The 13,204-nt window shown below is 69.8% G+C and carries 12 protein-coding genes; 6 read left to right on the top strand and 6 right to left on the bottom strand.

Translation table 11 applies throughout. The features are described 5' to 3' along the window. The 6 genes from cofG to AC1DY5_RS20345 all read right to left on the bottom strand — a co-directional run. The coding region (cofG, locus tag AC1DY5_RS20370) for a 7,8-didemethyl-8-hydroxy-5-deazariboflavin synthase CofG (protein WP_478114237.1) at nucleotides 1–2,114 on the bottom strand (2,114 nt) is incomplete at its 3' end. Continuing rightward, on the bottom strand, nucleotides 2,111–2,821 hold the full coding sequence (gene cofC / locus AC1DY5_RS20365) for a 2-phospho-L-lactate guanylyltransferase (protein ID WP_478114236.1): 711 nt from the start codon (nucleotides 2,819–2,821) through the stop codon (nucleotides 2,111–2,113). The genes cofG and cofC, both read right to left, overlap by 4 nt. After that, on the bottom strand, nucleotides 2,818–3,840 hold the full coding sequence (gene cofD / locus AC1DY5_RS20360; RefSeq protein WP_478114234.1) for a 2-phospho-L-lactate transferase: 1,023 nt from the start codon (nucleotides 3,838–3,840) through the stop codon (nucleotides 2,818–2,820). Before cofD ends, cofC begins: the two co-directional genes overlap by 4 nt. Next, nucleotides 3,837–4,607, bottom strand: coding sequence for a coenzyme F420-0:L-glutamate ligase (gene cofE, locus AC1DY5_RS20355; protein WP_478114232.1), 771 nt, complete (start codon nucleotides 4,605–4,607; stop codon nucleotides 3,837–3,839). The genes cofD and cofE overlap by 4 nt, the downstream gene beginning before the upstream one ends. 17 nt (nucleotides 4,608–4,624) lie before the next feature. Next, nucleotides 4,625–5,287, bottom strand: a complete 663-nt coding sequence (gene npdG / locus AC1DY5_RS20350; RefSeq protein WP_478114230.1) for an NADPH-dependent F420 reductase — start codon at nucleotides 5,285–5,287, stop codon at nucleotides 4,625–4,627. A 56-nt stretch (nucleotides 5,288–5,343) separates the two neighbouring features. Beyond that, a complete protein-coding gene (locus tag AC1DY5_RS20345) occupies nucleotides 5,344–6,120 on the bottom strand; it encodes a LamB/YcsF family protein (protein ID WP_478114228.1) in 777 nt (258 codons plus the stop codon). 128 nt (nucleotides 6,121–6,248) lie between these two features. Here AC1DY5_RS20345 and pxpB point away from each other — a divergent pair, with 128 nt between their 5' ends. The 6 genes from pxpB to AC1DY5_RS20315 form a co-directional block, all read left to right on the top strand. Then, nucleotides 6,249–6,974 (top strand): 5-oxoprolinase subunit PxpB, encoded by a 726-nt coding sequence (gene pxpB / locus AC1DY5_RS20340; RefSeq protein ID WP_478114226.1) that lies wholly within the window; start codon nucleotides 6,249–6,251, stop codon nucleotides 6,972–6,974. Then, nucleotides 6,971–8,005 (top strand): 5-oxoprolinase subunit C family protein, encoded by a 1,035-nt coding sequence (locus AC1DY5_RS20335; RefSeq protein ID WP_478114224.1) that lies wholly within the window; start codon nucleotides 6,971–6,973, stop codon nucleotides 8,003–8,005. The genes pxpB and AC1DY5_RS20335 overlap by 4 nt, the downstream gene beginning before the upstream one ends. A gap of 89 nt (nucleotides 8,006–8,094) precedes the next feature. Beyond that, on the top strand, nucleotides 8,095–8,844 hold the full coding sequence (locus AC1DY5_RS20330; RefSeq protein ID WP_478114222.1) for a GntR family transcriptional regulator: 750 nt from the start codon (nucleotides 8,095–8,097) through the stop codon (nucleotides 8,842–8,844). Between the two features lie 170 nt (nucleotides 8,845–9,014). Further along, nucleotides 9,015–11,390, top strand: coding sequence for a xanthine dehydrogenase family protein molybdopterin-binding subunit (locus AC1DY5_RS20325; RefSeq protein ID WP_478114221.1), 2,376 nt, complete (start codon nucleotides 9,015–9,017; stop codon nucleotides 11,388–11,390). Next, the gene (locus AC1DY5_RS20320; RefSeq protein WP_478114219.1) at nucleotides 11,387–12,208 is read left to right on the top strand and encodes an FAD binding domain-containing protein; all 822 of its coding nucleotides are present in this window, start codon (nucleotides 11,387–11,389) and stop codon (nucleotides 12,206–12,208) included. Before AC1DY5_RS20325 ends, AC1DY5_RS20320 begins: the two co-directional genes overlap by 4 nt. Then, nucleotides 12,205–13,204 (top strand): 2Fe-2S iron-sulfur cluster-binding protein (locus tag AC1DY5_RS20315; protein WP_478114217.1); only part of this gene is annotated, 1,000 nt, incomplete at its 3' end. The genes AC1DY5_RS20320 and AC1DY5_RS20315, both read left to right, overlap by 4 nt.

The following is a 13,204-nucleotide window of genomic DNA, read 5'->3' as shown; positions in this document are numbered from 1 at the left end:
GCGTGCATGTTCGGGATCACAGGGTGCAGCGCCAGCCGGCCAACCGCATGCATGAGCACCGTCTCGCGGAACGACGGCCCGCGCCGCGCCTTGCCCTTGCGGTAGATCGGCGACTCCATGTGGACGAAGGGCAGCGGCACGAATTCGGTGATGCCTCCGGTCTCCACCTGCAGCGCGCGCAGGTGCAGCAGGTGGCGGGCCCAGTGCTCGAACCTCTCCATGTGGCCGAACATGATGGTCGAGGTACTGCGCAGGCCGAGTCCGTGCGCGGTGCGCATCACCTCGAGCCACTGCGCGGTGTTCACCTTGTCGTGGCAGATCACCTGCCGGACCTCGTCGTCGAGGATCTCGGCCGCGGTGCCCGGCAGCGTGCCGAGGCCGGCCTCCTTAAGCTGGGCCAGGTAGTCGCGTAGCGGAAGGCCGAGCGTGCGGGCGCCCTGCCACACCTCCAGCGGCGAAAAGGCGTGCACATGCATGTCCGGCGCCTCGGCCTTGACTGCGCGGCAGATCTCCAGGTAGGTCGCGCCGGTGTAGGAGGGATGGATGCCGCCCTGCATGCAGACTTCGGTGGCGCCGCGGTCCCAGGCCTCGCGCACCCGGCGGCGGATTTCCTCCAGCGGCAGGTCGTAGGGCTTGCCGCGCAGGTCCTCGGTGGTCTTGCCCTTGGCGAAGGCGCAGAACTGGCAGCGGTAGGCGCAGATGTTGGTGTAGTTGATGTTGCGGTTGACGACGAAGCTCACGACATCGCCGTTCATCTCGCGGCGCAGGGTGTCGGCCGCCGCGCAGACCGCGCTGAACTCGTCGCCGCGGGCGCGGAAGAGGCGCACGATCTCGGCTTCGGCCAGCGTCTGGCCGGCCATGGCGCGCGCCAGGATGCGTTCGACCTCCGGCCCGGGCCGCGGGATCGCCGGCGTGGCGATCTGCCGCAGGTCGGCGGCCGGCGGATCTTCGTGCGCGCCCGGCGACCAGCTGTCGGTGCGCGGGAAGCCGTCGCTGTCGAGGCGGTGCAGCAGCGGGGTGCGCAAGACCGGATCGACCCAGCGCTCGAGTTCGCGCGCATGGGCCGGGTAGAGCGCGAGGCGCTCGGTGAGCTCCTTGCCGGCGGCCTTGGTGGCCTTGGCCAGAGCTTCCAGGTGCGGCCAGGGTGCCTCGGGGTTCACATGGTCGGGCGTCACGGGCGAGACGCCGCCCCAGTCGTTGATGCCGGCATCGACCAGCGGGCGCAGCGCGCCCGGCCGCAGGTTGGGCGGAGCCTGGATGTTCATCGACGGCTCGAAGATCAGCCGCGCGGCGGCGATGGTCCACAGGTGGTCCTCGAGCGTCGGGATCGGCGCGTTGACCATCAGGGTGCCCGCCTTCGGGCGGAAGTTCTGGATGATGATTTCCTGGATGTGGCCGTAGCGCGCGTGCAGCTCGCGCAGCGCCAGCAGCGCATCGATGCGCTCCGTGCGCGTCTCGCCGATGCCGATCAGGATGCCGGTGGTGAAGGGCACGCCGGCCTCGCCGGCCAGGCGGATGGTCTCCAGGCGTGCGGCCGGTTTCTTGTCGGGCGAACCATGGTGCGGCCCGCCGCGCTCGCACAGGCGCTCCGAGCTGCTCTCGAGCATGATGCCCTGCGAGATCGACACCTGGCGCAGCCGGCGCAGGTCGTCGAGTTCGAGCAGGCCCGGGTTCAGGTGCGGCAGCAGGCCGGTCTCGTGGTAGACGGCGCGCGCGGCGGCCTCGAGGTAGGCGAGTGTGCTGTCGTAGCCCATCTCGGCCAGTGCCTCGCTGGCGGCGTGATAGCGCAGCTCGGGCTTGTCGCCGAGCGTGAAGAGCGCTTCCTTGCAGTTGGCCGCCGCGCCGGCACGGGCGATGTCGAGCACCTTCTCGATCGACAGGTACGGCGCCTCGCCCTTGCGCGGCGCGTGGGCGAAGGTGCAGTAGTGGCAGACGTCGCGGCACAGTTGGGTCAGCGGGATGAAAACCTTGCGCGAGTAGCTGACCACATGGCCATGCGCCGCGTCGCGGCGCTCGGAGGCGGCCGGCATCAACAGGTCCAGGCCCATGTCCACCAGCCGGTAGGCTTCTTCGGGCGACATCATGTGGTGGGCTGCAAGCATCGGGTGAGTCATGGAGTCGGTTCCCTTCGGGTGGTGTGTGTCGGTTGCACCTGTGCCTGGCGCAGGCGTTGCGCGATGCCGCTGGCGCTGAGATAGGCGCAAGTGCGCGTGTTCGAGCGCTCATCCAGGCAGGCGAGCAGATCGAGCGGCCGGTCGATGTCGCGGCCGAAGCGCGGCAGCTTCAGTTGCCTCGGCGCGAGACCGAGCGCCAGCGCGGCCTCCCGATGGCGCCGGAAGCTGTCGTCGCCGAACAGCAGCGGCATGGCATCGGGAGGCGAACAGGCCAGCGCATTGGTGCCGCCATCGCTGCTGGCGGCCACCAGCGTCACGGCCGGCGAGCGACGGTGGCCGAGCGCGATCAGCTCGATGTCGGCCGAGGTGATCTGCGGCAGGTCGGCCGGCACCACCAGCATGCCGGCGCAGCGCGCTGCGGCGAGCGTGCGTGCCGCGTGCCCCAGGGCCGCGGCAAGCCCGGGCTCGGCCGGATCCGCGAGCACCTCGGTGCCAGCGGCGCGCGCAATCGCCGCGGCCTCGTCGTCCCCTGTGACGACCAGGGTGCCGGCCACGAAGGGGCAACCCGCGAGCACCTGCAGCACGTCTTCGAACATTGCCCGTGCCAAGCCGGCGCGCTCGTGGGCGGCCAGCACCGGTGCCAGGCGCTGCTTGGCTCGGCCGAAGCCCTTGACCGGGATGACCGCCCAGAGCACCGGGTCGTTCATGGCCCGATCCCGTGTGCGCGCGCGGCACCCGGCTTCGCGCCGAGAGAGGCCGCGAAAGCCAGCACCGCACGCGCCAGCGCGCGCTTGTCCTCGGCGTTGGTCATCAGCGTGCGGGTGACATGGGCTGGGATGTCGAGCGCGTCGGCCTCGGCCGCGTCGCTGTGATCGATCACCAGGCCGTCGATCAGACCGGTGTAATGCGAGGCGATGCTGGTCGAATCGACGAGATGGCCGAGCTCGCCCATGATCTTGGCCGTCGGTCCCTTGACCGCCTGACCGCCCACGATCGGCGAGACGGCCACCACCGGTGCGCCGCAGCGCTGCAGCGCCGCACGCAGCCCGGGCAGCGCGAGGATCGGATCGATGCTGAGGAAAGGGTTGGACGGGCAGATCACCACCGCGCTCAGTTCAGGATCGGCCAGCGCGCGCAAGAGCGCGGGATGGGGCGAGGCGTCGCCGGCGCCATCGAAGGAGATCGCGGTGACGGCCGGGGCGCAGCGGTGCTTGACGAAATAGTGCTGGAAGGGCAGGTCGCCTTCGGTGCTGTGGACGATGGTGCGCACCGTGTCGTCGCTCATGGGCAGGAGCTCGGCCAGGACGCCGGCGCGGCGGGCCATGTCGGCCATGACCTGGGTCAGCGTCTCGCCGCCGCTCAGGCGGCGCGTGCGCTCGATGTGCAGCGCCAGATCGCGGTCGCCGAGCGAGAACCAAGTCTCGCCGCCCCATGGCGCGAGCGTGGCCATGAAGTTCCAGCTCTCGTCGGCGCGGCCCCAGCCGCGTGCCGTGTCGCTCAGGCCGGCGAGGGTGTAGAGCACCGTGTCGAGGTCGGGCGAGATGCGCAGGCCGAGGAAGTCGAAGTCGTCGCCGGTGTTGACGGCCACGGTGAGCAGGCCGGCCTCGAGCGTGTCCTGGAGGCCGAGCGCCAGCTTGGCACCGCCGACGCCGCCGCATAGCGCCAGCACGCGGCCGCCGGGCCGGCGCTGCGACGGCGAAGTTGATTCTGGGAGACGCTCGCTCATCTGAACATGTCCTGGTGTCGGGGGCGCAGCAGATCGGCCGCGGGGCGTGCGGCCGCGCTCCAGCGCAGGCCGCGAAGGTGCACCACGGGCCGCCCGGCATCGGTCTGGCCCATGACGAGGGAAGCGGCTGCGGCGATCTCGTCGGCCAGCGCGATCTCGGTCACGCGCATCGCGCGGCCGAACAGGTCCGGCGCGCCGACCATGTCCAGCAGCGCCGGCAGGCCGGCGGCGCCGATCGCAACGCCCGTCACGCCGCGGCGCCACGGACGGCCGAAGCTGTCGTTGACGACCACCGCGAGATCGGCACCGAAGGCGGCGTCGAGCTGGGCCTTCAGCCGGGCGCAGCTGGCATCGGGGTCCGCCGGCAGCAGCAGCGCCCGCTCGTCGCCGTCGGGATGGTCGATGTTCGACTGGTCGATGCCGGCGTTGGCCATCACCAGCCCGAGCCGGTGCTCGACCACCAGCACGCCGGGGCCGTACTTCACGACCGCGTGGCTCTCGGAGAGGATGAGTTCGACCATCCGGGCGTCCTTGCCGGTCTCGGACGCCAGGCCGAGGGCACGGCGCGAAGGCGCGATGTCGCGCAGGCTCACATACCGGCCCTCGGCCTTCGAGATGATCTTCTGGGCCAGCACCAGCACGTCGCCGTCCTGTGGCGAGATGGCGGCGCGCCGCAGGCCGTCGACGAGCAGGCGGGCCAGGTCGTCGCCCGGAGCCACCAGCGGGAAGTCAGGCAGCGGAGTGAGCGCGACGGCTGCGCTGTGCATGGCGGTCTGCCTCGGTCTCAGGCGGGGATGCCGGTGATCCGGATGCCGGCGCAATCGACCTTGTAGCGCTTGTTGATGCCGATCAGGATCGAGGTCAAGGCCTCGGCCGCGGCTGCGTTGGCGATCGGGCCGGCATCGATGCCGCGCATCCCCGCGGCCTGCGCCAGTTCGATCACCGCCTCGCGCGCTTCCTTGTCGTTGCCGCAGACCAGCACGTCGCAGGCGATCGGCCCTTCGCCCTGCAGCTTGGCGGCACCGACGTTCTGGAAGGCCGAGACCACGCGCGCGGCTTCGCCGATGCGCTGCTGCGCGATCTGCCCGGCCGAGCCCTGCGGCGGCAGCTGCACCTGCGCGACCTTGGGCGGCACCAGCGGCACCACGGCATCGACCACGATCTTGCCGGCCACCACGCCCTGCAGTTCCTCGAGCGTGGCGTCGTGGTTGGAGAACGGGATCGCCAGGATCACGATGTCGGCTGCTGCGGCGGCGCCGGTGTTGCTGTCGCCGCGCACCGGCGGTGCGCCATGGCCGTTCTCGATCTTCAGGGCCGCTTCCTGTGCCTTCTCGGGGGAGCGCGAGCCGACTATGACCGGATAGCCGGCGGCGGCCCAGCGCTTGGCCATTCCGGATCCGAGGGCTCCGGTGCCGCCGATGATGGCGAGGGTGGGGCGACTTTGCATGGCGTGACTCCTTGGTGTGTGGGGGGATGCGGTTGGATGCAAGGTGCTGGGGCTGCTCAGAGGAGCTTCATTTCGGTGAGCGGGACTACCTTGACGCCGGCGGCCTCGAGCCCGGCGCGCACCGCGGCCGACAGGGCGAGCGCGGTCGGCTCGTCGCCATGCACGCACAGCGAGTCGACCCGGCGCTTGATGCGCTTGCCGTTGCGGGAGACGATCTCGCCCTCGAGCACCATGTGAACCACCTGCTGCGTCGCCACCGCGGGGTCCTTGATCACGGAGCCCGGGACTTTGCGCGAAGTCAGGTTGCCGTCGTCCTCGTACTGGCGGTCGCAGAAGCCCTCGCGCGCCAGGGGCAGCTCGAGCTTCTGCGCTGCCTTCTCCATCTCGGAGCCCGACAGCGCGACGTAGATCAGGTCGCGGTCGACCGCCTTGATCGCGCGCCCGATGGCCAGCGCGTAGTCGGCGTTCTCGGCCGCCATGTTGTTCAGGGCGCCGTGCGGCTTCACGTGCGTGACCTTCTCGCCGCAGAACGCGGCCATCGCCTGCAGCGCGCCGATCTGGTAGGCGATCATGTTCTCGAGTTCGTCAGCGCGCATGTCGATGCGGCGGCGCCCGAAGCCCCAGAGGTCGTTGAAGCCGGGATGCGCGCCGATGCTGACGCCTTCTGCCTTCGCTTGCTCGACCACGCGGCGCATGGTGAGAGGGTCGCCGGCGTGGAAGCCGCAGGCGATGTTGGCCGAACGAATGATCTTGAGGATGGCGTCATCGTTGCCGATGTCGTAGGCGCCGAATCCTTCGCCCATGTCTGCGTTGAGATTGATCGAGAGTGACATTTGCTGTTCCTTGGTCCTTGCGTCGATTCCGGGTTGAGGCCTGTGGCCGGCTGAGTTAGTATATGGTACCAAAGATAGAAAGACAATACGAATTTAAACTGCGTCCGACGACGCGACGAGGAGCAGGAATGGATGTGAGATTTCTCTGCGCGGGCGACACCGCGCTGGTGGTCRAATTTGGCGACCGCATCGAGCGCGCGCTGAGCGACCGTGTGCTGCGGCTGGCCGCGAGGCTTCGCGCCGCACTGTTGCCGGGCGTGGTCGAGGCGGTACCGACCTATCGCTCGCTGATGGTCCACTACGACCCGCTGCGTACCGATCACGAAAGCCTGCGGCGTGGTCTGGCCGGCCTGCTCGACGACGACGCGCCCGGCGCCGAGGCGACGGGCCGGTTGTGGTGGGTGCCGGCCTGCTACGAGGGCATCAATGCGCCGGACCTGGAGGATGTCGCCCTGCGCACCGGTCTCTCGGTGGCCGAGGTGGTGCGCCTGCATGCCGAGACGCTGTTCCATGTCTACATGATCGGCTTCGTGCCCGGCTATCCCTACATGGGCGACCTGCCCGAGGCACTGGTGTTGCCGCGCCGGGCCGATCCGCGCATCCGCGTGCCGGCCGGTTCGATCGCGATCGCCTCGACCATGACGGCGATCTACCCGCTCGAGAGCCCGGGCGGCTGGCACCTGATCGGCAGCACGCCGGTGCGGATCTTCGACCCGCAGTGGCCGCGCCCCGCGCTGTTCGCCCCGGGTGACAAGCTGCGCTTTGAGCCCATCGACGGCAAGCGCTTCGAGCAGATACGCCGTGCCAGCGCCGAGGGCGACTACCAGCTTCGCAGCGAAGGGAGTGCGTCATGACCGCGGCGCTCGAGGTCGTCGTGCCGGGCATCCATACGACGCTGCAGGACGGCGGGCGGCGCGGTTTCCAGGACGCGGGCGTACCGGTGTCCGGGCCGCTCGACCGCATCGGCCTGAGTCTGGCGAATGCGCTGGTCGGCAACGCACCGGGGACCCCCGCGCTGGAGATGATCCTGCAAGGCCCCTGCTTCGAGGTGACGACGGATGCGGTTCGCGTCGCGCTGGCGGGGTGCAACGGCGTGATCGAGGTCAGCGGTGCGCGTGCGCGCAGCGTCGAGGCCGGGCGCAGCGCCCGTCTGCTGCGGGGCGAGCGCTTCCGCGTCGCCCATCTGGGCGACGCCGGCTGCGGCTATCTGGCGGTCGAAGGCGGCTTCGATCTGCCGCCGTGCCTGGGCAGCGCATCCACCTACGTGCGGGCGCGGCTGGGTGGCTTCGGCGGCAGGGCGCTGCAGCCGGGTGATCGCCTGCCGCTGCGGCTGGCCACGGCGCTGGCGCGCCCGGAGAAGAGGCTGGCCGAGCGCTTCGACTTGGCACTCGACCAGGCCATCCGGGTAGTGCCGGGCCCGCAGGCCCACTTCTTCACCGAGGCTGCGATGGCCTGCTTCCTGGCCGGCGAGTACCTCGTGTCGGCGCAGTCGGACCGCATGGGCTTCCGGCTGGACGGCCCGCCGCTGGCCCATGCGCAGGGGTACAACATCGTCTCCGACGGTATCGTCTGCGGTTCGATCCAGGTTCCGGGCTCGGGGCTGCCGATCGTGCTGATGGCGGACGCGCAGACCACCGGCGGCTATCCCAAGATCGCCACCGTGATCTCGGCCGACATCCCGGTGCTCGGACGCCGCCGCCCCGGGCGGGCACTGCGCTTCGCGGCGGTCGGCGTGAGCGAGGCAGAGGGCCTTCGCCGGGCGCAGGAGGCGGCGCTCCATCGCAGCCTTGCGACGCTGCGCTCCGTGGATGCGCAGGTGTCGATCGACGTCGCGTCTCTCTATACGGAGAGCTTGATCAGCGGTGTCGCCAGTGCTACAGAATAGGACCGTTCCGCTGCATTCGCAGCCGATCCTTGCCCGGCGCCCCTGTATGATTCTGTGAGCCTATAGTCAGGATGACGGGATCGTAGAAAATGCCAACCATAAACAGCTCCGATCGGCGCGGAAAGATCCCCGCCTACATCCAGGTTGCCGCCGCCCTGCGGCGCCGCATCGAGATCGGCGACTGGCAGCCGAGCGAGAAGATCGCGACGCTGGAGGAACTCGAGGAGGAGTTCCAGGTCGCCCGCGTGACCGTCCGGCAGGCGGTCGAGCTCCTGGAGCGCGAAGGCCTGGTCTCGCGGCAGCAGGGCCGCGGCACCTTCGTGAACGACACGGTCAACGACAAGCGCTGGCTCACCCTCGAGACCTCCTGGCCGTCGGTGCTGGCGTCGATCAGGGACAACGTGCCGCACTTCATCAAGGTTGCCAATCCCCCGCCCGCGCCGCGGCTGCGCGAGGGCGAGGGCTTGCTAGCCGACAAGTACGTGTTCCTGCGCAGCGTCCAGCTCAAGGACAAGGTGCCCTATGCGGTCGCCAACCTGCACATCTCCAAGCCGGTCTTCGAGCGGCGGCGCGACAAATTCCTCAAGCACACGGCGCTGCCGATCCTCGCGTCCATGAACCTCAAGATCCGGCATGCCCACCAGACGCTGGTGATCGGCACCGCCGACCCGGAGATCGCCGACCTCCTGCAAGTGTCGTTGAGCGCGCCGACGGCCGAGGTGCGGTGGGTGGTGCGCGACGACACCGACACCGCGATCTACGTCGCCGACATCACCTACCGTGCCGACTGCGTGAAGCTTTCGATCGACTTCTTCGACGGTGCGGCGCCGGCCGCCTAACCAGGCGGCCGCCCCGGCTATCCATACTTTCCCTAGCCTTTATCCAGTCATAAAGAACTAACATCCTATAAATAGTATGTTAGAGTGATTTTTCATCTTCGGCTGTGCCGTCAGGTCGTTCGCGCGCTGCGAACGGACGCCGTGCAGCCAGTGGCTGGAGGAGCAAATCGATGGCAGGTCAAGGAGTAGGGGCCCGGGTCCTTCGCAAGGAGGACGACCGCTTGATGCGCGGGCGCGGTCAGTTCGTGGCGGACATCCGCCTGGCGGGCATGCAGGATGTGGCCTTCGTGCGCAGCCCGCTGGCGCATGCGCGCATCGCCGGCGTCGAGGTTCCACCGGAATTCGAGGGCCAGGTGTACACGGCGGCCCATCTCGGCGCGGTCAAGCCGGTGCGGGCGGTCTCGGGCCTGCCCGGGTTCAAGGTCTCCGAGCAGCCGGTGCTGGCCGAGGGCAAGGTTCGGCACGTGGGCGAGACCGTGGCAATGTGCGTGGCGCGCACGCGCGCCGAGGCGGAAGACATCGCCGGCGCAGTCCGGCTCGAGCTCGACGAGTTGCCCGCGGTGCACGACATGCTGCTCGGGCGCGAGGCCGGCTCCGCGCGGCTGCACGAATCCTGGTCCGACAACGTGTTTCTCGAGACCAATGTCAGCGTCGACATCGAGCGCGCGCTCGATGCACCGGTCAAGGTCAGCCGCGTACTCAAGACCTCGCGCCAGGCGATGGCGCCGATGGAAGGGCGCGGCGTGGTGGCCTACTGGGACAGCCGACTCGAGCAGCTGGTGGTCTACACCTCGACCCAGATGCCGCACATCGTTCGCACCGGCCTGGCCGGCTGCCTCGGGCTCGACGAGGGCCAGGTGCGCGTGATCTCGCCCGATGTCGGCGGCGGCTTCGGCTACAAGGGCATCCTGCTGACCGAGGAAGTGGCCCTGGCCTGGCTGGCGATCGAGCGTGGCCACCCGGTGCGCTGGATCGAGGACCGGCGCGAGCACCTGACGGCCGGTGCCAACTGCCGCGAGCACCACTACCGGATCACCGCCTATGCCGACCGCGGCGGGCGCCTGCTGGGCATCGACTGCGAGGCCACCGTCGACTCCGGTGCCTACTCTTCCTACCCTTTTTCGGCCTGCCTCGAGGCGGCCCAGGTGGCGAGCATCCTGCCCGGTCCGTACGACTTCCCGGGCTACCGCTGCAAGACCTTTTCGGTGGCCACCAACAAATGTCCGATCCTGCCCTATCGCGGCGTCGCGCGCACCGGCGTGTGCTTCGCGATGGAACTGATCCTCGATGCCGTCGCGCACGAATGCGGCGTCGAGCCGCACGAGGTGCGTATGCAATCGCTGGTGCGGCCCGAGCAGATGCCCTTCGACAACATCACGAGAAAGCATTTCGACAGCGGCGACTATCCGGCCGCGCTGCGGCAGGCAGTCGACGCGATCGACATTCCGGCGGTGCGCCGGCGCCAGCGACGCGGCGAAGCCGACGGCCGGTTGATCGGTGTCGGCGTCGCCATCTACTGCGAGCAGGCGGCGCACGGCACCTCGGTGTATGCGGGCTGGGGCATTCCGATGGTGCCGGGCTATGAGCAGGCCACCGTGCGGCTGACGCCCGACGGCGGCCTCGAGTTGCGCATCGGCGCCCACTCGCACGGGCAGAGCCTGGAGACCACGCTGGCGCAGGTGGCGCACGAGATCCTCGGCATCGATATCTCGAAGGTCAAGCTGATTCATGGCGACACTGCCTTCACGCCGTACTCCACGGGAACCTGGGGATCCCGCTGCATGGTCATGTCGGGCGGCGCGGTGTCGCGCGCCTGCCAGACGCTGGCCAAGCGGCTGGCGCTGATCGGCGCGTTCATGCTGGGCACCGACGCGGACCAGGTGTCGGTGCGCGACGGTGTCGTCGCCGGGCCGGAGCGCAGCGTCACCATCGGCGAAGTGGCGCATGTCTGGTACCGGCGCCCGCAAGATCTGCCGCCGGAAGTCAATGGCGGCGGACTCGAAGTGACCGAAGGCTACAAACCGCAGCGCGATTCCGGCACCTTCGGCTACGGCGCCCATGCGGCTCTGGTCGCGGTCGACCCCGAGACCGGCGACATCGAGATCCTCGACTACGTGATCGTGGAAGACGGCGGCAAGCTGGTCAATCCGATGGTGGTCGACGGCCAGATCTACGGCGGCACGGCGCAGGGCATCGGCACCGCGCTCTACGAGGAAATGCCTTTCGACGCCTCGGGCCAGCCGCTGGCCTCGACCTTCGCCGACTACCTGCTGCCGGGCCCGACCGAGGTGCCCGAGCCGCGCCTGATCCACATGGAAACACTCTCGCCCTACACCGAGTTCGGCGTCAAGGGCGTCGGCGAAAGCGGTGCCATTCCACCGCCCGCGGCGATCGGCAATGCGATCAACGACGCGCTGCGCCCGCTCGGGGCCGAGATCCACGTCTCGCCGGCCACRCCGCGGCGCGTGCTCGAAGCCATCGCGCAGGCGGCGCTTCGGCGTGAGCGCGGCGCCGCGGCGCCGATGTCCGTGGCGGAGGCCGCGTGAAGCCCGCCCGCTTCGACTACGAACGTCCGGCCACGCTGGCCGAGGTCATCCGCCTGATCCAGCGCGACGACATCGTCGTCAAGATCGTGGCTGGCAGCCAGTCGCTTGGCCCGATGCTCAACCTGCGGTTGGTGCAGCCCGACCTCCTGGTGGACATCACCGGCATCCCCGAGCTCAAACGGGTCGAGGCCGGCGACGACGGGATCGTCATCGGTGCCTGCGTGACCCATGCCGACATCGAGGACGGCCGCGTGCCGGACGTGAGCGGCGGCGCGCTGCAGCGCGTGGCGCGCGGCATCGCCTACCGCGCGGTGCGCAATCGCGGCACGCTGGGCGGCAGCCTGGTGCATGCCGATCCGTCGGCCGACTGGATCTCGAGCCTGGCGGCCATCGGCGCCGAGGCGCTGATCGCGGGCCCCTCGGGCCAGCGCCGCGTCCCGATCGACGCCTTCATGACCAGCGTCTTCGAGGCCGACCTCGGCCCGGGGGAGATGCTCGAGGCGGTACGCATCCCGCGGCTCTCGCGCAGCGCGCGCTGGGGCTATCACAAGCTGTGCCGCAAGACGGGCGAGTTCGCCCACGCCATCGGCGTGGTGCTGCACGACCCGGAGCGCGCCGTCTGCCGCGTGGTGCTGGGCGCGACCGAGTCCAGGCCGATCGTGCTGCGCGATGCCCGGCCGCTCTTTCCCGATGGACGCCGCCTCGACATCGATGCCGCCAGAAGACTGCTGACCGATGCCGGCCATGCCGACCCCCTGGACAACCAGATTCACCTCGCCGCGCTGAAGCGCGCGGTCGACCGGGCCGAACAACCATGAAAACGATCCAGCTGACCGTCAACGGCAAGCTCATCTCCCCGACGGCCGTCGAACCGCGCACCCAGCTCGCCGATTTCCTGCGCGATTCGCTGGACCTGACCGGTACCCACCTGGGCTGCGAGCACGGCGTCTGCGGCGCCTGTACGCTGATGATCGACGGCGTGCCGGCGCGTTCGTGCATCACGCTGGCGGTGGCCYGCGACGGCGCGCATGTGACCACCATCGAGGGCATGGACGACGACGAGGTGATGCGCGCCCTGCGTGCCGCCTTCTCGCGCGAGCACGCGCTGCAATGCGGCTTCTGCACGCCGGGCATGCTGGCCTCCGCGCACGACGTCGTGCTGCGCATGCCCGACGCGACCGAGCAGGACATCCGCTATGCGATGAGCGGCAATCTCTGCCRCTGCACCGGCTACGTCGGCATCGTGCGCGCGGTGCAGGCCGTGATCGCGGAACGCAAGGCCGCCGGGATCATCGCCGCGGCCAGCGCGCGCGACACGCTGGGCCCGGTCGGTTCGGGCCATGCCCGGCCGACGGCGGCGGGTCCCGAGAGCGGCGCCGCCACGGCGCCAGTGGCCAGGGCCGCGCCGATCGCCAGGGCACCCGACCCGGCAGCGGCAGGCAAGGCACCGTCGGCTCGGCCGGCGGTCGACAGCAGCAAGCCGATGACCACGCTGAACCAGAGCTTCAGCGTCGACTTCCCGCGCGACGAGGTCTGGGCCTTCTTCGGCCGCCTGGCCGACGTGACCACCTGCCTGCCCGGCGCCTCGCTGCTGGCGCCGCCCACCGACACCCATGTCGAACCAAAGCTGCGCATCAAGGTCGGGCCGATCGTGGCCGACTTCGAGGGCGCGGCCGATGTCGAGCGCGACCCGGCCAGCTTCACGGGCACGATCTTCGGCAGCGCGCGCGACACCAAGTCGAGCTCGGCCACGCGCGGCGAGATCCGCTACGTGCTGACTGAGGAGAAGGACGGCGCCGCCACCCGCGTCGACG

It is taken from the genome of Variovorax sp. P4_D9 (genome assembly GCF_056401695.1).
This window is presented reverse-complemented; position numbering and strand designations above follow the sequence as displayed.

Bases quoted from the DNA above. Each gene is read 5' to 3' on its own strand.
- AC1DY5_RS20345 (WP_478114228.1), bottom strand. From the start codon at position 6,120: ATGTCACTCTCGATCAATCTCAACGCAGACATGGGCGAAGGATTCGGC.
- cofD (WP_478114234.1), bottom strand. From the start codon at position 3,840: ATGAGCGAGCGTCTCCCAGAATCAACTTCGCCGTCGCAGCGCCGGCCC.
- cofE (WP_478114232.1), bottom strand. From the start codon at position 4,607: ATGCACAGCGCAGCCGTCGCGCTCACTCCGCTGCCTGACTTCCCGCTG.
- cofC (WP_478114236.1), bottom strand. From the start codon at position 2,821: ATGAACGACCCGGTGCTCTGGGCGGTCATCCCGGTCAAGGGCTTCGGC.
- npdG (WP_478114230.1), bottom strand. From the start codon at position 5,287: ATGCAAAGTCGCCCCACCCTCGCCATCATCGGCGGCACCGGAGCCCTC.
- AC1DY5_RS20330 (WP_478114222.1), top strand. From the start codon at position 8,095: ATGCCAACCATAAACAGCTCCGATCGGCGCGGAAAGATCCCCGCCTAC.
- AC1DY5_RS20335 (WP_478114224.1), top strand. From the start codon at position 6,971: ATGACCGCGGCGCTCGAGGTCGTCGTGCCGGGCATCCATACGACGCTG.